A 19,446-nucleotide genomic window follows, 5' to 3' on the forward strand; every position below is an offset into this window, starting at 1 on the left:
TGCGAGTCAATGAAACGGCCCTGGCGGGCCGTTTCTCATTGCGCGCCTGAAAGGGCTCGGAGCACGAACGCCATGGCCGTAGAGCTCAGAACGTCTCGCCCTTGGCCGCCTTCTCCAGCAGCAACGCCGGCGGCAGGAAGCGCTCGCCGTACTGCTCGGCCAGGTACTGCGCACGTGCGACGAAGTCCTTCACCCCGTACTGGTTGATGAACTGCAGCGCACCGCCGGTCCAGGCGGCGAAGCCGATGCCGAAGATCGAGCCAATGTTGGCGTCGGCCACCGCATTGAGCACACCCTCTTCCACGCAGCGCACCGTCTCGATGGCCTGGATGAACAGGATGCGGTCGCGCACGTCCTCCTGCGAGATCTGCGCATCGGCCTTTTCGAAACGCGCCTTGAGTTCAGGCCACAGGTGCTTTCTGCCACTGGCAGGGTAATCGTAGAAGCCCATCCCCGCCGCTTTACCCGGACGCTTGTACTCATTGAGCATCAGGTCGATCACGGCAAAGGCCGGGTGCTCGGGAATCGACTTGCCCTCGGCCGCCAGGTCCTTGATGGTCTGCTGGCGGACATGGTTCATCAGGCTCAACGACACCTCGTCGCTGATCGCCAGTGGCCCGACCGGCATGCCGGCCTTGCGCGCCTCGTTCTCGATCATCGCTGCGCTGACGCCTTCGCCGAGCATGGCCAGGCCTTCATTGGTGAAGGTGCCGAACACCCGCGAGGTAAAGAAGCCGCGACTGTCGTTGACCACGATGGGCGTCTTCTTGATCTGCATGACGTAGTCGAAGCCGCGCGCCAGGGTCTCATCCGAAGTCTTCTCGCCACGGATGATCTCCACCAGCGGCATCTTGTCCACCGGGCTGAAGAAATGCAGGCCGATGAATTTCTCCGGTTTGGCCACGGCAGTAGCCAGGCCGGTGATTGGCAGCGTCGAGGTGTTGGAGGCAATCACCGCGTCACTCAGCGCAGCGGCTTCAGCGGCGGCAGTGACTTTGCCCTTGAGCGCACGATCCTCGAATACCGCTTCGATAATCAGGTCGCAGCCGGCAAAATCCGCCTCGCTGTCGGTGGCCTTGATCAGCCCCAGGAAGGCCTCGCGCTGCTCGGCGCTCATGTGGCCCTTGGCGACTTTCTTGTCCAGCAGTTTGGCCGAATAGCTCTTGCCCTTCTCCGCCGCTTCGAGGGAAACATCCTTGAGCACCACCTGGATGCCGGCCGCTGCCGATACGTAGGCGATGCCAGCGCCCATCATGCCGGCACCGAGCACGCCGACCTTCTTGGTCACCGATTTTGGATAGCCCTGTGGGCGCGAACCGCCGGCATTGATCTCGTTGAGTTGGAACCAGAAGGTGCCGATCATGTTCTTCGCCACCTGACCGCAGGTCAGCTCGGTGAAGTAGCGCGCCTCGATGATCTGCGCGGTATCGAAGTCGACCTGCGCACCTTCGACGGCCGCGCACATGATCTTCTCCGGCGCCGGGAAGCAGCCCTTGGTCTTGTCGCGCAACACGCTCGGGGCGATGGCCAACATCTGCGCCACGTTCGGCGAACTCGGCGTGCCGCCGGGAATCTTGTAGCCCTGCACGTCCCATGGCTGTTTGGCAGCCGGGTTGGCGGCGATCCAGGCGCGGGCCTTGGCCAGCATGTCCTCGCGATCACTGGCCAATTCGTGGATCAGGCCGGCCTTGAGCGCTGCATCCGGGCGTACCTTCTTGCCCTCGGCCAAGTACGGCAGAGCTCTCTCCAGACCAAGCAGGCGCACCATGCGTACTACCCCGCCACCGCCCGGCAGCAGGCCCAGGGTGACTTCCGGCAAGCCGAGCTGCACGTGGCTTTCATTCAGGGCAATACGGTGGTGACAAGCCAGGGCGATTTCCCAGCCGCCGCCCAGCGCCGCGCCGTTGATGGCGGCAACCACCGGCTTGCCGAGGGTTTCCAGGCGGCGTAGTTGACCCTTGATCTTCAGGATCATCTCGTAGAAACCCTGAGCCTCGGCCTGGGTGACCTTGATCAGCTCATTGAGGTCGCCGCCAGCGAAGAAGGTTTTCTTCGCCGAGGTGACGATCACCCCGGCGATCGAGTCCTTTTCCGCTTCCAGGCGGTCGACGATCTGCCCCATGGCCTCGCGGTACACCGCGTTCATGGTGTTGGCGCTCTGGCCGGGCATGTCCATGGTCAGGACGACGATATTGTCCTGGCCCTTTTCGTAACGGATGGCGTCAGTCATTTTTATCTTCTCTTCCCAAGATGTGGGAGCTGCGTAGGGCGGGTGAAACCCGCCAACACACGAATGGCGGGTTTCACCCGCCCTACTGGTCAGACTCGCTCGATAATCGTGGCTATACCCATGCCACCGCCGACGCACAAGGTGGCGAGGCCGTAGCGCAGCTGGCGCTTCTCCAGCTCGTCGAGCAGCGTGCCGAGGATGGTGCAGCCGGTGGCACCCAGCGGGTGGCCCATGGCGATGGAGCCCCCGTTGACGTTGACCTTGTCCTCGCTCACGCCCATGTCCTTCATGAACTTCATCACCACCGAGGCGAAGGCCTCGTTGACCTCGAACAGGTCGATGTCGTCGATGGACAGCCCGGCCTTGGCCAGCGCCTTGCGCGTGGCCGGCGCGGGACCGGTGAGCATGATGGTCGGATCGGTACTGGTCACCGCCGTAGCGACGATGCGCGCGCGTGGCTTCAGGCCCAGTTCCCTGCCCTTGGCTTCGGAGCCGATCAGCATCAGCGCCGCGCCATCGACGATGCCCGAGCTGTTGCCCGGTGTGTGCACGTGCTCGATACGTTCGACATGGCTGTAGACGCGCAGCGCGGTGGAGTCGAAGCCCATCTGCCCCATCATCTCGAAGCTGGGCTTGAGCTTGCCGAGGCCTTCGAGAGTGGAGTCGCCGCGAATGAACTCGTCATGGTCGAGCAGCACGATGCCGTTCTGGTCGGTCACCGGCACCAGTGACCTGGCGAACGAACCATCGGCGCTGGCACGCACCGCTTTCTGCTGCGAGCGCAGGGCGAAGGCATCGACATCGGCGCGGCTGAAGCCCTCCAGGGTAGCGATCAGGTCGGCGCCGATACCCTGCGGGACGAAATTGCTGTGGTTGTTGGTTTCCGGGTCCATGACCCAGGCACCACCGTCCGAGCCCATGGGAATGCGCGACATGGATTCCACACCGCCAACCACCACCAGATCCTCGAAGCCGGAGCGCACCTTCATCGCGCCCAGGTTCACCGCCTCCAGACCCGACGCGCAGAAGCGATTGAGTTGGACACCGGCCACGCTGACGTCCCAATCGGCGACCATGGCCGCCGTCTTGGCGATATCGGCGCCCTGATCGCCCACCGGCGTCACGCAGCCGAGGACGACGTCGTCCACCTGGCTGGTATCCAGTTCGTTTCGCGCCTTCAGGGCACTCAGCAGACCGGCAACCAGCTGCACCGGCTTGACGCTGTACAGCGCGCCATCCTTCTTGCCCTTGCCACGGGGCGTGCGCACCGCGTCGAAAATATATGCTTCGGTCATGGCGTCCTCGGAGACTAATACGGCGCTGGTGGAACAGGTTGCCCCAACCACGCATGTTCATATTGAGCCTGCCTACCATAGCGCCGAGGCGCCGGGGCTCAATGACCGAAGCGCTCAGCGCCATTGACCACTGAGCTCAGACGAACGGTCGTTTGCCCTTGCGGAAGCGGTGAAGGCCAAGCAGGCCCTCTGCCTCAAGCCTCGCTGCGCAACGGGCAGGACTCAGGCATAGCCCGAAGTTCTAACCAGGGACCATTAGCAACCAAGTCATCTAAAGGATCGGTGATGCCAGCCCTAGAGTTAATCCTGTTCCCGCCACCAAACGGGCACAGGGAGCCGTTGCCGGGACATGCCGGAGCGGCGAATCAGAACCACGCCCGGGCGTGACGCTACGACCTGCCAGGCAGTACCGCAGGCACCCAACGCCCCATAACAACAAAAGGCATACGGCCATGTTCAAACAGCCGAAATACCGCCAGGCTGGAGTCATCCTTTTCGCCACGGCGGTCATCCTGATTCTTCCCAACCTGACCCGTCTGGTCGGTTGAATGTCTAAAGCACCCGCTACTGTGCCGACGCCGTGTCGCGTTCAGCGCAGCGCGGGTATCCACCAGGCCAGCAGCAAGGGAATCAGCACGAATGCCAGCAGCGTCGAGCACAGCACCAGGCTGGCGACCTGCTCCGGCGAACGGCCTGCGCGTACGGCGAACAGGTAGTTGAACACCGCTACCGGCATCGAGGCTTGCAGCACCAGCACGGCATGCGCCAGCGGCTGCAGGCCGACCGCCCAGCCAATGATCCAGCCCAGTGCCGCACCACAGAGGATGCGCAGCAGACCCAGCAGCATGCCGTTGCCCAGGTGCTGCACGCGGATGCTCGCCAGCGATACGCCCAGCGTGAGCAGCATCATCGGGATGGTCATGCCGCCCAGCAGGTCCACGGTGTTGGCCAGCCAGCGGGGCAACTGAAAATCGAGGAACAGTACGGGAAGTACCAGCGCCAGGCTGATCATGATCGGGTTGACCAGCAACCCCTTGATCGAGCGCTCGGCCCCGGACAACAGCATGCCGATGCTGAAATGCCCCACCGACAACACCAGGAAGAAGGCCACTGCCAAGGCCAGGCCGGCCTCGCCAAAAGCGAACAGCGCCATGGGCAGGCCCATGTTGCCGGAGTTGGGAAACAGATAGGCCGGCACCAGCACTTTCCAGTCGATGGCGAACAGGCGGCTGAGCAGCAGACCCACCAGGCCCATCGACAGCATCACCAGTACGCAGGCCAGGGCCATCTGCGAGAACGCACCGAGGTCCAGCTCGGCGCGACTGAGGGTCGACAGTACCAGGCAGGGCGTGCCGATATTCAACACCAGCCGTGCGACGAAATCGGTGGGATAGGCGTGACCGCTACGCACCCAGCCATAGCCGATACCCGCTGCAATCAAAACCGGGGCCAGAACAGCGAACAACTCGGCTAACATCTGCTACTCCCGTCACGTCGAGCGCCGCATCCTAGACTGCATCGCAGCCTCGGGCAACGCTGCCGGGCCAATCGACTCTTTCCGGAGCACCCCATGCGCATCATTCTTCTGCTCACCGGCCTGCTCACGCTGATCAATGCCCAAGCGGGTGAAATTGATCAGCCCGCCGCCATCTCCGTCCTGCAACGCAGCGATAGCCTGCTGATCGACGTTCGCAGCGCCGAGGAGTTTGCAGACGGAGCATTGCCCGGCGCGATCCGTATCGGCCACGAAGAGATCGCCGCGCAGATCGCCAGCGTTGCCCCGGACAAGGATCGTTCACTGGTGCTGTACTGCCGCAGTGGGCGGCGCTCGACAATCGCGCAGCATACCTTGGAAGAAATGGGCTACAGCCAGGTGATCAATGCCGGGGCCTATGAGGATCTACGGCCACTGCTGGAGAACCGCGAATGAAAACAACCCTGCTGCTGGCATTGATCACCCTGGCCGGCGCGCTGCAGGCTGCCGAGTTCGAAGTGCAGCTTGAGGAGGGGCGGCACACCTGGAGCAGCAGCGAACTGCTGAAGCACCCAAAGGCTCGCGATATCGAGATAGTCGACGACGTCAGCTACAAACGCACCATGCGATATCGCGCCGTACCTATCAGCGTACTGCTGAGCGGCGTGACGCCAGGCGATCATCTGTAGGCCGTGGCCCTGGACGGCTTTGCCGCCGAGCTGCCGGCAGCGATTCTGCTGGCCAGCGAGGGCGCCAAGGCCTGGCTGGCCATCGAAGACCCGCAGCATCCCTGGCCGCCGCTGGCCAAGGGCAAGCCCAGCGCCGGACCCTTCTATCTGGCCTGGAGCGATCCGGCGGCCAGCCAGATCGGCCCGGAGCAATGGCCCTTTCAGGTCGCCAGGCTTCGCCAGCTGGCGCCGGTCGAGCAGCGCTTCCCTGCCCTGCTGCCGGCAACGGATGCCAACTCGGAGATCCGCGCAGGCTTCGCTGTCTATCAGAAGAACTGCATGGCCTGTCACCGCCTCAACGGTGCCGGCGATTCCGAGTTCGGCCCGGACCTGAATATGCCGCACAACCCGACGGAGTACTTCACAGGCGACTTTTTGCGCCGGTACATCCGTGACCCACAGAGTCTGCGGCGCTGGCCGCAGGGGCGCATGCCGGGGTTCACCCAGCAGGTGCTGAGCGAACAGGAGCTGACCGAGCTGATCACCTATCTGGCGCACATGGCCGATATTCGGGATCAGCGCAGCGAAAGTCAGTAGGCACCGGCGGGTAGCAGCCGCTCATGCCATGCGCAAGAGGATGGTGCGCGGCGCATCCTACCCGCGCGGATAGACGACGAAGGCCAGCTTGTTGCCGTCCGGGTCCCTGACGTAGGCCGCATAGAAGCCCTCACCGTAGCGCGGACGATAGCCCGGCGCTCCCTCGTCGCGTCCGCCATTGCTCAGAGCGAGACGATGCAGGCGGTCGACCTGCTCCGGCTCGGCGAACTGGAACGCGGTCATCACGCCATTGCCGACGCTGGCCTGGTTGCCGTCGTAGGGATAGCCGACGTAAAAACGTGGAAAAGCCAGATCCTCGACCCGGCCGTAGCCGACGGAGGCCTCGTCCTTCCAGCAGACCTGCAGGCCCATTTCGGCGCAAAGCGGGTCATAGAAACGCAGGGCTTGCGGCAGATCCCGCGTGCCCACCATGGTGTAGGCAATCATCGTTCGAGTCCTCCTCGTCTGGCGCACCTCGACCACAGGCGCGCGCCGATATTAGGGAAAGACTCGCAACCGAGGGGCTTCGTTCAGTCCCGCTCGCCCGCAGGGCGACCTACTGCTGCCGCACCTGCAATAGTGGCGCTACCTGCACCTGCGCGTGCATCTGCTCGCAGCCGCCACCGCGGCGCATGCCGCGCACCGGGCAGGCATCGAGGTAATCCAGGCCAACCGCCAGCTTGAGGTGACGCTCCGGGCGCGCCAGGCAGTTGGTCACGTCGAAGCTGTACCAGGCGCCGCTCAGCCAGGCCTCGGCCCAGGCGTGGCTGGCCAGGTGTTCGGCGTCATCGGTGTACAGGTAGCCCGACACATAGCGCGCCGGCACCCCAAGGCTGCGCGCGCAAGCGAGGAAAGCGTGGGTGTGATCCTGGCAGACGCCACGGCGACCGGCGAAAGCCTCGGCGGCGCTGGTGTCCACTTCGGTAATTCCGGGCTGATAGGCGATATGGGCATTAAGCGCATGCATCAGGTCGGTCAGGCCGGTGCGATCGGTACGCGCCCTGCTCTGCTGCGCGGCGAACTCGCGGATGGCGTCGTCGGCCTGGGTCAGGCGGGTGAAACGCAGAAATGGCAACGCCGACTGGCGCTCGTGCTCCGCCTCGCAGCTTTCGTCGATGTCCACCTGACCGCGGGCGCCGATGACGATGGATTCGTGCGGCTCGTCCAGGGTCAGCACGTGCAGGATGTTGCCGTAGGGATCGAGCTGGGCATGCACCGGGCGCGGCAGGTCGAGCTGCCAGCTGAGCACCTGCTGGCGCTCGCTGTCGTGCGGGGTCAGACGCAGGTACTGGATGCTCGCGCGCACCTGATCATCGTAACGGTAGGTGGTGTCGTGGCTGATCGAAAGTCTCATGCGACCTCCAGGTAGGACGTATGGATGGTGTTGCCCAGCTGGCGCACCAGCAGGATGAAGTCGGTGAGCCAGGCGTGCAGGCCTTCGTCGAGCACCTCACCGATGCTGGTGTAGCGCAGGCGGGCATCCAGCTCGGCGGCCAGGCGCTGTGCCGGGCGGCCGTTCTCCCCGGGCAGACCGGCGAGCATCAGGTTGAGCTCCTCCATGCAGGCGCGCAGCGAACGCGGCACGTCCGGGCGCAACAGCAGCAGTTCGGCGACCTTGCGTGTACGCGGCGAGCCGCGGTAGATCTCGGCGAACGCCTCGAACGAGGACAACGCCCGCAACAGCGCACTCCATTGGTAATAGCTGCGCGCAGTGCGCTCTTCCAGCTCGTCGATCTCCTCGCCGAGCATTTCGTAGCGCGCATCGAGCAGGCGCAGGGTGTTGTCGGCCCGCTCGATGAAGGTACCCAGGCGGATGAAGCGATAGGCCTCGCCGCGCATGATGGTGCCGAAGGTGGCGCCGCGGAACAGGTGCGAACGCTCCTTGACCCACTCGCAGAAACGGCTGATGCCGTAGCGCCCCAGACCCTGCTCGGCGATACCGCGCATCTCCAGCCAGGTGGCGTTGATGTTCTCCCACATGTCGGCGGTGATCCGCCCGCGCACCGCATGGGCGTTGCTGCGCGCGGCCTGCAGGCAGCAGTAGATGCTGCCCGGGTTGCTCGCATCGAGGGCGAAGAAGTGCAGCATACGCTCGGCGTGCAGCGGGCCGTGGCGCTCCAGGTAGTCGTCCAGGGTGCCGGTGATCAGCAGCGGCATGGCCAGTTCATCGAGACCGTCGCCACGGCCGTCCTGCGGCATCAGCGACAGCGAATAACTGACGTCGAGCATGCGCGCCAGGTTCTCGGCGCGCTCCAGGTAGCGTGACATCCAGTACAGATCGGAGGCGGTTCTACTCAGCATGATTCAGTCCTCCACCACCCAGGTGTCCTTGGTCCCGCCGCCTTGCGACGAATTGACCACCAGCGAACCTTCGCGCAGTGCCACGCGGGTCAGGCCGCCAGGCACCAGGCGGGTTTCGCGGCCGGTCAGGACGAACGGGCGCAGGTCGATATGGCGCGGTGCGATGCCGCGCTCGACGAAGGTCGGGCAGGTCGACAGGCTCAGCGTCGGCTGGGCGATATAGGCCTCCGGTTTGGCGATCAGGCGCGCGCGAAAATTCTCGATCTCGGCCTTGCTCGCCGCCGGGCCGACCAGCATGCCGTAGCCGCCGGAACCCTGGGTTTCCTTGACCACCAGTTCGGACAGGTTGGCCAGTACGTGGGACAGTTCTTCCGGCTTGCGGCACTGCCAGGTCGGTACGTTTTTCAAGATCGGCTCCTCGTCGAGGTAGAAGCGGATCATGTCGCCGACGTAGGGGTAGACCGACTTGTCATCGGCCACGCCGGTGCCAATGGCGTTGGCCAGCACCACATTGCGCGAGCGGTACGCCGACAGCAGGCCGGCGACGCCAAGCATGGAATCGGGGTTGAAGGCCAGCGGGTCGAGGAAGGCGTCGTCGAGGCGGCGGTAGATCACGTCCACCTGACGGGCACCGGCGGTTGTGCGCATGTAGACCTTGTCGTCACGCACGAACAGGTCGGCGCCCTCCACCAGCTCCACGCCCATCTCGCGGGCGAGGAAGGCGTGCTCGAAGTAGGCGCTATTGAAGCGCCCCGGCGTCAGTACCACCACCGTGGGATTGTCCAGCGGGCTGGAGCTCTTCAGCGCATCGAGCAGCAGATTCGGGTAGTGGTCCACCGGCGCCACGCGCTGCGCTGCGAACAGCTCGGGGAACAGGCGCATCATCATCTTGCGGTCTTCGAGCATGTAGCTGACGCCGCTGGGCGTACGCAGGTTGTCTTCCAGCACGTAGTAGCTGCCGTCGCCGTCACGCACCAGGTCGACTCCGGCGATGTGCGCGTAGATGTCACGGTGCAGGTCTAGGCCCTGCATGGCCATCTGGTAGCCCTCGTTGGCCAGCACCTGCTCGGCCGGAATGATCCCCGCCTTGATGATGCGTTGATCGTGGTAGAGGTCGGCGAGGAACAGATTGAGTGCCCGCACGCGCTGGATGCAGCCGCGTTCGACGATGCGCCATTCGCTGGCGGGGATGGCGCGCGGGATGATGTCGAAGGGGATCAGGCGCTCGGTGCCCTGGTCATCCCCATAGAGGGTGAAGGTGATACCGGCGCGGTGGAACAGCAGGTCGGCTTCTCGTCGGCGCTGGGCCAGCAGATCGTCCGGCGTCTCGGCCAGCCATCGGGCAAATTCTCGGTAGTGCGGGCGGACAGCGCCGCTCGCGTCATACATCTCGTCATAAAAGGTGCGGGCCATGCCGTACTCCTTGTCACCCGGACTTGCGGCATTCTCTGCAAGGCCCGAGCCAGCACTAATAGTCCTTCCCTATCAACAAGTTACCTATAAACCGAAAACATTCAGCACCAGTCTGGTGCAGTGCAATATTTCCGTCATGAGGATTCGCCCCACTGCGTGGCACAGTTTGTCCGCAAGCCTTCAACGGCAAGCGGAGGCCGCGCTTGATGGACCCCTGCACCTGGCTGTCACATTGCGTGACCAGCCAGTCAAACTCAACCGCTTTCGCATGTCAGGCGCGGCAACGCAGCACGTAGCCCGGATGAAATCCGGGGATCGTTCGCTATCGATCTCCCGAACCTAATCCGGGCTACAGCAGCCGATACGCGCCTTCAGCCTGCGCCGAGAAATTGCGCGACGATCCGGACCGCTGTGTCGAGATGCTGCTCGTGGCTGAAACCGGACGCCTTGAGCGGCTTGAGATCGTGGTCGCCCGCCTGCAGCCAGTGCAGCGCGATGGCGGGCGACAGGTCATAACCCGCGACAGCCTCGCGATTGCCCAGTGCATCGCGCTCCCCCTGGATGATCAGCGTCGGCGTGCGCAACTCGGCCAGATGGGCGACTCGCGGCTTTTCCGGTTTGCCGGCCGCGTAGAAGGGATAGCCCAGACAGATCAGCGCCGAGGTACCCAGTTCGTCGGCCAGCAGACTGGCCATGCGCCCGCCCATGGATTTACCGCCGATGGCCACAGGCCCTGCGACCCTTTGGCGCACCTGGGCATGTACGTCACGCCATTGCTGTAGCAGTTGCGCCTGCGCATTGGGCGGTCGCTTGCGCCCATCCGCCCGCCGCTGCGCCATATAGGCGAACTCGAAGCGCACCACGCGCACTGCGCGTGTGGCAAGGCCCTGCGCCATGTGCTGCATGAACGGGCTGTCCATCGGCGCGCCAGCGCCATGAGCCAGGATCAGCGTGCTCGACGCCCCCTGCGGCGGTTCGTCCCACAGCCAGGGTAGCCCCTGCTCACATTGACCGGCGTCAATAAACCTAGATGGCCCTTTGCTCATGCTTGCCTCGCGTCGATATCCGTGGTGTCCGTGGCTTGCTCATGCCTGCGTCCACCACGGTTATCGGCCGCTCTGCCATAACCGTGGATGGAAGCCCAGACATGAACACAACAACCCGTTCCGCCTACAACTACAGGGTGGTTCGCCAGTTCGCCATTATGACGGTGGTTTGGGGCATCGTCGGCATGGGACTCGGCGTATTCATCGCTGCCCAGCTGGCCTGGCCCGAACTTAACTTGAACCTACCGTGGACCAGCTTCGGCCGTCTGCGTCCGCTGCATACCAATGCGGTGATCTTCGCCTTCGGTGGCTGCGCCCTGTTCGCCACCAGCTACTACGCGGTGCAACGCACCAGCCAGACCACGCTGTTCGCGCCCAAGTTGGCTGCCTTCACCTTCTGGGGCTGGCAACTGGTGATCGTGCTTGCGGCCATTACCCTGCCCCTGGGCTGGACCAGCTCCAAGGAATACGCCGAGCTGGAATGGCCGATCGACATCCTGATCACCATCGTCTGGGTGTCTTACGCCATCGTCTTCTTCGGTACGGTGGTGCAGCGCAAGGTCAGCCACATCTATGTCGGCAACTGGTTCTTCGGCGGGTTCATCCTCACCGTGGCCATTCTGCACGTGGTCAACAACCTGGAGATCCCGGTCACCCTGACCAAGTCCTACTCGCTGTATGCAGGTGCTACCGATGCCATGGTGCAGTGGTGGTACGGCCACAATGCCGTGGGCTTCTTCCTGACTGCGGGCTTTCTCGGGATGATGTACTACTTCGTGCCCAAGCAGGCCGGTCGCCCGGTCTACTCCTACCGCCTGTCCATCGTCCACTTCTGGGCGCTGATCGCGGTATACATCTGGGCCGGCCCGCACCACCTGCACTACACCGCCCTGCCTGACTGGGCACAGTCGCTCGGCATGGTGATGTCGCTGATCCTTCTGGCCCCGAGCTGGGGCGGCATGATCAACGGCATGATGACCCTCTCCGGTGCCTGGCACAAACTGCGCACCGACCCGATCCTGCGTTTCCTGGTGGTGTCGCTGGCGTTCTACGGCATGTCGACCTTCGAAGGCCCGATGATGGCCATCAAGACCGTCAACGCCCTGTCCCACTACACCGACTGGACCATCGGCCACGTACACGCCGGCGCCCTCGGCTGGGTTGCGATGGTGTCGATCGGCTCGCTGTATCACATGATTCCCAAGGTGTTCGGCCGCGAGCAGATGCACAGCATCGGCTTGATCAATGGCCACTTCTGGCTGGCCACCATCGGCACCGTGCTGTACATCGCCTCGATGTGGGTCAACGGCATCACCCAGGGCCTGATGTGGCGCGCAGTCAACGAAGACGGCACCCTCACCTACTCCTTCGTCGAAGCGCTGGAAGCCAGCCATGTCGGCTTTGTGGTGCGGGTAATCGGCGGCGCCATCTTCTTCGCCGGCATGCTGCTGATGGCCTGGAACGTCTGGCTGACCGTACGTAGCGCCCAATCGACCGAGATGGAAGCCGCTGCGCAGTTCTCGGTAGAAGGAGCCCACTGATGAAACACGAGATTTTCGAGAAGAATATCGGCCTGATGGCCCTGGTAATGATCCTCGCGGTCAGCATCGGTGGCCTGACCCAGATCGTCCCGCTGTTCTTCCAGGACGTCACCAACGAGCCGGTCGATGGCCTCAAGCCTTACAACGCACTGCAACTGGAAGGACGCGATATCTACATCCGCGAGGGCTGCGTCGGCTGCCACTCGCAGATGATCCGCCCGTTCCGTGCCGAGACCGAGCGTTACGGCCACTACTCCGTCGCCGGCGAAAGCGTCTGGGACCACCCGTTCCTGTGGGGCTCCAAGCGTACCGGCCCGGACCTGGCCCGTGTTGGCGGCCGCTACTCGGACGAGTGGCATCGCGCCCACCTGTACAACCCGCGCAACGTCGTGCCCGAGTCGATCATGCCCGCGTATCCGTGGCTGGTTGAGGACACTCTCGATGGCAAGGACACCGCCAAGAAGATGAGCGCACTGCGCATGCTCGGCGTGCCCTATAGCGACGACGACATCGCCGGCGCCAGTGATGCGGTCAGAGGCAAGAGCGAGATGGACGCGCTGGTCGCCTACCTGCAGGTGCTTGGCACCGCCGTGAAGAACAAGAGGTGAGCGCCATGTTCGAGCTTATCGATATCGGCATCGTGCGCGGCATCGGTACCGTGCTGGTGCTGATCGCCTTCACCGCCGTCACCCTCTGGGCCTACAGCGGCAAACGCCGCGACGCCTTCAGCGAAGCGGCCAACCTGCCTTTCGCTGATGAGCCCAAGCCCGCCGTTTCGAGGACCCAAGCATGACCACCTTCTGGAGTTGGTACATCACCCTGCTGACCGTCGGTTCACTGGTCGCGCTGTTCTGGCTGATCTTCGCCACCCGCAAGAGCGAAGTGCACAAGAACCCGACCGAGCAGACCATGGGGCACGCCTTCGATGGCATCGAGGAGTATGACAACCCACTGCCCAAGTGGTGGTTCATGCTGTTCCTCGGCACCCTGGTGTTCTCCGTCGGCTACCTGTTGCTCTATCCGGGCCTGGGCAACTTCAAGGGCCTGCTGCCGGGCTATGAGGATGGCTGGACCCAGGTCAACCAGTGGCAGCGCGAGATGGATCGTGCCGATGAGCTGTATGGCCCGATCTTCGCCAAGTACGCCGCCATGCCGATCGAGGAAGTGGCCCAGGACGAGCGCGCGCTGAAAATGGGCGGCCGCCTGTTCGCCTCCAACTGCTCGGTCTGCCACGGCTCCGACGCCAAGGGCAGCTATGGCTTCCCCAACCTGGCCGATGACAGCTGGCGCTGGGGCGGCGAGCCGGAAACCATCAAGACCACCATCCTCAAGGGACGTCATGGCATGATGCCGCCCCAGGTAGCGGTGATCGGCGAAGATGGCGTGCGCAACGCAGCCGCCTATGTGCTGACCACGCTGGGTGGCCGTGAGTTGCCGGAAGGCGAAGTCGTGGATGTCGCGGCAGGCAAGAAGATCTTCTCCACCACCTGCTTCGCCTGCCACGGCGCCAACGGCAAGGGCACGCCCGCCCTGGGCGCACCGGACCTGACTCAGCCGAGCGCGTTCATCTACGGCAGCAGCTTCGCGCAGCTGCAACAGACCATCCGCTATGGTCGAAGCGGCAACATGCCGGCACAGGAAGACTTTCTCGGCAACGACAAGGCTCACCTGCTGGCTGCCTACGTGCTCAAGCTGAGCCAGGGCAAGAACGAGTAACCCCCCCGCTTTGCCGGCGGCCGATCACGGTCGCCGGTCCCTCCTTATATATGTGCGACCCAGTGTCGCACCCGCCGACCAATAGCCCTGCAATTTCCTTGAACTGGGCTAAGCTGCCTTTCAGTCGCCATCCGTCACAACTCCAAGGCGATCCTTTCTTAGCGCTGCGCAAACTGATTGCGCCAAAAGCTGACAGAGCGTTTTCCCGGCCCTCTCGCAAGGCCCGTTAAAGCCTCTGAAACCCTGTTCGCGTCGGCATGTTGCGTTGCAATGGCTACCTGCTTTCTCCATACTTGCCGCCGATTTTTGCCCCATAAAACTCCATTAACCGTGGAACCCCTAGCATGAGCACAGCAATCAGTCAGACTGCTTATAACTATAAGGTGGTCCGCCAGTTCGCCATTATGACGGTGATCTGGGGGGTCATTGGGATGGGTCTAGGCGTGTTCATCGCCGCACAACTCGTGTGGCCAGAACTCAACCTGGGCCTGCCGTGGACGAGCTTCGGCCGTCTGCGCCCGCTGCACACCAACGCGGTGATCTTCGCCTTTGGCGGATGCGCACTGTTCGCGACCTCGTATTACGTGGTCCAGCGCACCTGTCAGACGCGCCTGATCTCCGACGGTCTGGCTGCCTTCACCTTCTGGGGTTGGCAAGCGGTCATCGTCCTTGCGGTGATCACCCTGCCGATGGGCTACACCAGCTCCAAGGAATACGCCGAGCTCGAGTGGCCGGTCGACATCCTGCTGGGTATCGTCTGGATCACCTACCTGGTGGTGTTCTTCGGCACCATCGTCAAGCGCAAGACCAAGCACATCTATGTGGGCAACTGGTTCTTCGGCGCCTTCATCCTCGTGACCGCGATGCTGCACATCGTCAACAGTGCCGCCATGCCGGTGACCCTGTTCAAGTCGTACTCGGCCTATGCCGGCGCGACCGACGCGATGATCCAGTGGTGGTACGGCCACAACGCCGTGGGCTTCTTCCTGACCACCGGCTTCCTGGGGATGATGTACTACTTCGTGCCCAAGCAGGCCGAGCGTCCGATCTACTCGTATCGCCTGTCCATCGTGCACTTCTGGGCGCTGATCACCCTGTACATCTGGGCCGGCCCGCACCACCTGCACTACACCGCCCTGCCTGACTGGGCGCAGTCCCTGGGCATGGCCATGTCGGTCATCCTGCTGGCTCCAAGCTGGGGCGGCATGATCAACGGCATGATGAGCCTGTCCGGCGCCTGGCACAAACTGCGCACCGACCCGATCTTGCGTTTCCTGGTGGTGTCGCTGGCGTTCTACGGCATGTCGACCTTCGAAGGTCCGATGATGGCCATCAAGACCGTCAACGCCCTGTCCCACTACACCGACTGGACCATCGGCCACGTACACGCCGGCGCCCTCGGCTGGGTAGCGATGATCTCCATCGGTTCGCTGTACCACCTGATTCCGAAGGTGTTCGGTCGCGAGCAGATGCACAGCATCGCCCTGATCAACACCCACTTCTGGCTGGCTACCATCGGTACCGTGCTGTACATCGCCTCGATGTGGGTCAACGGCATCACCCAGGGCCTGATGTGGCGCGCAGTCAACGAAGACGGCACCCTCACCTACTCCTTCGTCGAAGCGCTGGAAGCCAGCCATGCAGGCTTTGTCGTACGCATGATCGGCGGCGCCTTCTTCGTCACCGGCATGCTGCTGATGGCCTACAACACCTGGCGCACCGTGCGCGCCGCCAAGCCGGCTGAGTACGAAGCGGCCGCGCAGATTCCCGCAGTTCAAGGGAGCGCTCACTGATGAAACACGAAATCATCGAGAAGAATATCGGTCTGATGGCGTTGCTGATGGTGATTGCCGTCAGCATCGGTGGCCTGACCCAGATCGTCCCGCTGTTCTTCCAGGACGTCACCAATGAGCCGGTGGAAGGCCTCAAGCCCTACACCGCCATGCAACTGGAAGGTCGCGATATCTACATCCGCGAGGGCTGCGTCGGCTGCCACTCGCAGATGATCCGCCCGTTCCGCGCCGAGACCGAGCGTTACGGCCACTACTCCGTCGCCGGCGAAAGCGTCTGGGATCACCCCTTCCTGTGGGGCTCCAAGCGTACCGGCCCGGATCTGGCCCGTGTCGGCGGCCGCTACTCGGACGAGTGGCATCGCGCCCACCTGTACAACCCGCGCAACGTCGTGCCTGAGTCGAAGATGCCCGCCTACCCATGGCTGGTGGAGAACAAGCTCGACGGCCGCGACACCGCCAAGAAGATGGAAGTCATGCGTGGCTTCGGCATCCCCTACACCGACGAAGATATCGCCGGTGCGCGCGATGCCGTGAAAGGCAATACCGAAATGGACGCGCTGATCGCGTACCTGCAGGTTCTCGGCACTTCCATCAAGAACAAACGGTAAGACGCTATGGACATCGGGATGATTCGCGGCATCGGCACGGCGGTGGTTTTCATCGCCTTCATCGGCGTGGTGCTCTGGGCTTACAGCAGCAAGCGCAAATCGAGCTTCGACGAAGCTGCCAACCTGCCCTTCGCTGACGACCCCAAGCCCGAGTCCAAGGGCGATCAGGACTCTTCCAGGAGCAATAACCAATGACCACGTTCTGGAGTTGGTACGTAACCATTCTGTCTCTGGGCACCATCTTCGCCCTGACCTGGCTGATCTTCGGCACTCGCAAGGGCCAGCGCCAGGAAACCACCGAAGAAACCGTCGGCCACAGCTTCGACGGCATCGAGGAGTATGACAACCCGCTGCCAAAGTGGTGGTTCATGCTGTTCGTTGCCACCATCGTCTTCGCCCTCGGCTATCTCGTGCTGTATCCGGGCCTGGGCAACTTCAAGGGCCTGCTGCCGGGCTACGATTACGTCGACAACGAAAAGCAGACGCCTTTCGCTGCTGGCGTACAGATCGCGGACGGCTCCATGCGTCACACTGGCTGGACCGGCGTGCATCAGTGGGAGAAGGAAATGGCGCGCGCCGATGAGCAATACGGCCCGCTGTTCGCCAAGTACGCCGCCATGCCGATCGAGGAAGTAGCCAAGGACGAGCAAGCCCTGAAAATGGGTGGTCGCCTGTTCGCCTCCAACTGCTCGGTTTGCCACGGTTCCGATGCCAAGGGCAGCTACGGCTTCCCCAACCTGACCGACACCGAATGGCGCTGGGGCGGCGAGCCGGAAACCATCAAGACCACGATCCTCAAGGGTCGCCAGGGCGCCATGCCGGCTCAAGGCCCTGCCATCGGCGAAGACGGTGTACGCAACGTCGCCGCCTACGTGCTGACCCAGCTGGGTGGTCGTGAACTGCCGGAAGGCGTGGAAGCCGATATCGAGGCAGGCCAGAAGGTCTTCGCCGGTACCTGCTTCGCCTGCCACGGCGCTGACGGCAAGGGCACTGCGGCCATGGGCGCACCGAACCTGACCAACCCGGCAGCGTTCATCTACGGCAGCAGCTACGCGCAACTGCAGCAGACCATCCGCTACGGTCGCCACGGCAACATGCCTGCCCAGGAAGAATTCCTTGGCAACGACAAGGTGCACCTGCTGGCTGCCTACGTGTACAGCCTGTCGCACAAGGCACAAGAGCAGTAATCGCAGAACGACTCTTTTGACAAGGGTCAATGAACGCCCGGAACGCGACCGCTGGTCGCACCCGGGCGTTGTCTTTCAGGCGTACCATATAGCTACCGTGAACTGACCTAAGCCGGCACGCATCGGCCCGGGCTGCCAACCAACCGCTTTGGTATGCATTGATGAGCGAACAGATTCCCGTCCAGGACGTCACCCCCCCTTCCCCTGCCAAGAACGTCAGCGTCGACCTCTACGCCAGCCGCGAGAAGATCTACACCCGCGCGTTCACCGGCCTCTACCGTAACCTTCGCCGCGTTGGCGGTGCTTTGCTTTTCCTGCTCTTCTTCGGCACCGTCTGGCTGAACTGGGAAGGTCGTCAGGCCGTCTGGTGGAACCTGCCGGAACGTAAGTTCAATATCTTCGGCGCCACCTACTGGCCCCAGGACTTCATGCTGCTGTCCTGGCTGCTGATCATCTGCGCCTTCGGCCTATTCTTCATCACCGTATTCGCCGGCCGCGTCTGGTGCGGCTACACCTGCCCGCAAAGCGTATTCACCTGGGTATTCATGTGGGCGGAGAAGGTCACCGAAGGTGACCGCAACCAGCGCATGAAGCTCGACAAACAGCCCATGAGCGGCAAGAAATTCGGGCGCAAGCTGGCCAAGCATGGCATCTGGGTCGGCGTGTCGCTGCTCACCGCCATCACCTTCGTCGGCTACTTCACGCCGATTCGCGACTTGGTGATCGAGATCTTCACCGGTGAAGCCAGCGGCTGGGCCTACTTCTGGATCGGTTTCTTCACCCTCGCCACCTACGGCAACGCCGGCTACCTGCGCGAGCAGGTGTGCATCTACATGTGCCCGTACGCGCGCTTCCAGAGCGTAATGTTCGACCAGGACACCCTGATCGTCTCCTACGACCCGCGTCGCGGCGAAAAGCGCGGCCCTCGTAAGAAGGACGCCGACTACAAGGCGCAAGGCCTGGGTGACTGCATCGACTGCAAGATGTGCGTACAGGTCTGTCCCACCGGCATCGACATCCGCGACGGCCTGCAGGTCGAGTGCATCGGCTGCGCCGCGTGCATCGATGCCTGTGACGACATCATGGACAAGATGAACTATCCCAAGGGGCTGATCAGCTATACCACTGAACACAACCTGTCCGGCCAGAAGACCCACCTGCTGCGCCCGCGCCTGATCGGGTACGCTGTCGCGCTGGTAGCCATGATCGGCCTGTTCGCCTGGGCCGTGGCCCATCGCCCGCTGGTGGGGCTGGATGTGCTCAAGGACCGCGTGCTGTTCCGCGAGAACGAGCGCGGCCATATCGAGAACGTCTACACCCTGAAGATCATGAACAAGTCGCAGCGCGACATGACCTATGTAATCACCGCCGACGGTCTCGACGGCCTGGTTTACGAAGGCAAGAGCGAAGTGCGGACACTGGCCGGCGAGGTCTATTCCTTCCCCGTCGAGCTGTCCATCGCGCCGGAGAAGCTGCCCTCGAGCGCCAACAACATCGTCTTCCACGTACAATCCGCGGATGACCCCAGTATCACGACCGACGCCGACAGCCGCTTCATTGGCCCCAGCGTCCGCTGA

At 63.2% G+C, this 19,446-nt stretch carries 18 protein-coding genes and 1 pseudogene; 11 read left to right on the forward strand and 8 right to left on the reverse strand.

The features are described from left to right. Window positions 1-85: 85 nt before the first annotated feature. The 3 genes from B2U07_RS02100 to B2U07_RS02110 form a co-directional block, all read right to left on the reverse strand. On the reverse strand, window positions 86-2,230 hold the full coding sequence (locus B2U07_RS02100) for a 3-hydroxyacyl-CoA dehydrogenase NAD-binding domain-containing protein (protein ID WP_275544865.1): 2,145 nt from the start codon (window positions 2,228-2,230) through the stop codon (window positions 86-88). 89 nt (window positions 2,231-2,319) lie between these two features. After that, window positions 2,320-3,525, reverse strand: a complete 1,206-nt coding sequence (locus B2U07_RS02105; RefSeq protein ID WP_275544864.1) for an acetyl-CoA C-acetyltransferase — start codon at window positions 3,523-3,525, stop codon at window positions 2,320-2,322. Between the two features lie 589 nt (window positions 3,526-4,114). After that, window positions 4,115-5,002 (reverse strand): AEC family transporter, encoded by an 888-nt coding sequence (locus B2U07_RS02110; RefSeq protein WP_275544863.1) that lies wholly within the window; start codon window positions 5,000-5,002, stop codon window positions 4,115-4,117. 93 nt (window positions 5,003-5,095) lie between these two features. Here B2U07_RS02110 and B2U07_RS02115 point away from each other — a divergent pair, with 93 nt between their 5' ends. Together B2U07_RS02115 and B2U07_RS02120 are read left to right on the forward strand one after the other, a co-directional pair. Then, entirely contained in the window at window positions 5,096-5,455 is a 360-nt protein-coding gene (locus B2U07_RS02115) for a rhodanese-like domain-containing protein (protein WP_275544862.1), read from the forward strand. Then, window positions 5,452-6,264: pseudogene (locus B2U07_RS02120) on the forward strand (c-type cytochrome). The gene B2U07_RS02115 and the pseudogene B2U07_RS02120 overlap by 4 nt, the downstream one beginning before the upstream one ends. A gap of 57 nt (window positions 6,265-6,321) precedes the next feature. Here B2U07_RS02120 and B2U07_RS02125 read toward each other — a convergent pair. The 5 genes from B2U07_RS02125 to B2U07_RS02145 form a co-directional block, all read right to left on the reverse strand. Beyond that, window positions 6,322-6,711: a VOC family protein gene (locus B2U07_RS02125; RefSeq protein ID WP_275544861.1), complete on the reverse strand. Its 390-nt coding sequence runs from the start codon at window positions 6,709-6,711 to the stop codon at window positions 6,322-6,324. 109 nt (window positions 6,712-6,820) lie between these two features. Further along, entirely contained in the window at window positions 6,821-7,618 is a 798-nt protein-coding gene (locus B2U07_RS02130; protein ID WP_275544860.1) for a transglutaminase-like domain-containing protein, read from the reverse strand. Next, window positions 7,615-8,565 (reverse strand): alpha-E domain-containing protein, encoded by a 951-nt coding sequence (locus B2U07_RS02135; protein ID WP_013715234.1) that lies wholly within the window; start codon window positions 8,563-8,565, stop codon window positions 7,615-7,617. Before B2U07_RS02135 ends, B2U07_RS02130 begins: the two co-directional genes overlap by 4 nt. Window positions 8,566-8,568: 3 nt before the next feature. Beyond that, on the reverse strand, window positions 8,569-9,978 hold the full coding sequence (locus B2U07_RS02140) for a circularly permuted type 2 ATP-grasp protein (RefSeq protein WP_275544859.1): 1,410 nt from the start codon (window positions 9,976-9,978) through the stop codon (window positions 8,569-8,571). A gap of 371 nt (window positions 9,979-10,349) precedes the next feature. Next, entirely contained in the window at window positions 10,350-11,024 is a 675-nt protein-coding gene (locus B2U07_RS02145; RefSeq protein WP_275544858.1) for an alpha/beta fold hydrolase, read from the reverse strand. Between the two features lie 101 nt (window positions 11,025-11,125). Here B2U07_RS02145 and ccoN (B2U07_RS02150) point away from each other — a divergent pair, with 101 nt between their 5' ends. The 9 genes from ccoN (B2U07_RS02150) to ccoG all read left to right on the forward strand — a co-directional run bounded on the left by ccoN (B2U07_RS02150) (window position 11,126) and on the right by ccoG (window position 19,446). After that, on the forward strand, window positions 11,126-12,565 hold the full coding sequence (gene ccoN / locus B2U07_RS02150) for a cytochrome-c oxidase, cbb3-type subunit I (protein WP_197856331.1): 1,440 nt from the start codon (window positions 11,126-11,128) through the stop codon (window positions 12,563-12,565). Beyond that, window positions 12,565-13,173: a cytochrome-c oxidase, cbb3-type subunit II gene (ccoO, locus tag B2U07_RS02155; RefSeq protein ID WP_296275624.1), complete on the forward strand. Its 609-nt coding sequence runs from the start codon at window positions 12,565-12,567 to the stop codon at window positions 13,171-13,173. Before ccoN (B2U07_RS02150) ends, ccoO (B2U07_RS02155) begins: the two co-directional genes overlap by 1 nt. Before the next feature lie 5 nt (window positions 13,174-13,178). Next, window positions 13,179-13,358: a cbb3-type cytochrome c oxidase subunit 3 gene (locus B2U07_RS02160; RefSeq protein ID WP_197856329.1), complete on the forward strand. Its 180-nt coding sequence runs from the start codon at window positions 13,179-13,181 to the stop codon at window positions 13,356-13,358. After that, window positions 13,355-14,281 (forward strand): cytochrome-c oxidase, cbb3-type subunit III, encoded by a 927-nt coding sequence (gene ccoP / locus B2U07_RS02165; protein WP_275544857.1) that lies wholly within the window; start codon window positions 13,355-13,357, stop codon window positions 14,279-14,281. The genes B2U07_RS02160 and ccoP (B2U07_RS02165) overlap by 4 nt, the downstream gene beginning before the upstream one ends. Window positions 14,282-14,625: 344 nt before the next feature. Beyond that, window positions 14,626-16,074, forward strand: a complete 1,449-nt coding sequence (ccoN, locus tag B2U07_RS02170) for a cytochrome-c oxidase, cbb3-type subunit I (RefSeq protein ID WP_197856327.1) — start codon at window positions 14,626-14,628, stop codon at window positions 16,072-16,074. Next, window positions 16,074-16,682 carry a cytochrome-c oxidase, cbb3-type subunit II gene (gene ccoO, locus B2U07_RS02175; RefSeq protein WP_017677204.1) on the forward strand — a complete coding sequence of 203 codons (609 nt, stop codon included), beginning with the start codon at window positions 16,074-16,076 and terminating at the stop codon, window positions 16,680-16,682. The genes ccoN (B2U07_RS02170) and ccoO (B2U07_RS02175) overlap by 1 nt, the downstream gene beginning before the upstream one ends. A 6-nt stretch (window positions 16,683-16,688) precedes the next feature. Beyond that, the gene (locus B2U07_RS02180) at window positions 16,689-16,877 is read left to right on the forward strand and encodes a cbb3-type cytochrome c oxidase subunit 3 (protein WP_197856326.1); all 189 of its coding nucleotides are present in this window, start codon (window positions 16,689-16,691) and stop codon (window positions 16,875-16,877) included. Continuing rightward, window positions 16,874-17,869, forward strand: coding sequence for a cytochrome-c oxidase, cbb3-type subunit III (gene ccoP / locus B2U07_RS02185; protein WP_197856325.1), 996 nt, complete (start codon window positions 16,874-16,876; stop codon window positions 17,867-17,869). The genes B2U07_RS02180 and ccoP (B2U07_RS02185) overlap by 4 nt, the downstream gene beginning before the upstream one ends. A 161-nt stretch (window positions 17,870-18,030) precedes the next feature. Next, window positions 18,031-19,446 carry a cytochrome c oxidase accessory protein CcoG gene (ccoG, locus tag B2U07_RS02190; protein ID WP_275544855.1) on the forward strand — a complete coding sequence of 472 codons (1,416 nt, stop codon included), beginning with the start codon at window positions 18,031-18,033 and terminating at the stop codon, window positions 19,444-19,446.

Source organism: Pseudomonas sp. UBA7530, from assembly GCF_002479365.1.
Taxonomy (GTDB): Bacteria; Pseudomonadota; Gammaproteobacteria; order Pseudomonadales; family Pseudomonadaceae; genus Aquipseudomonas.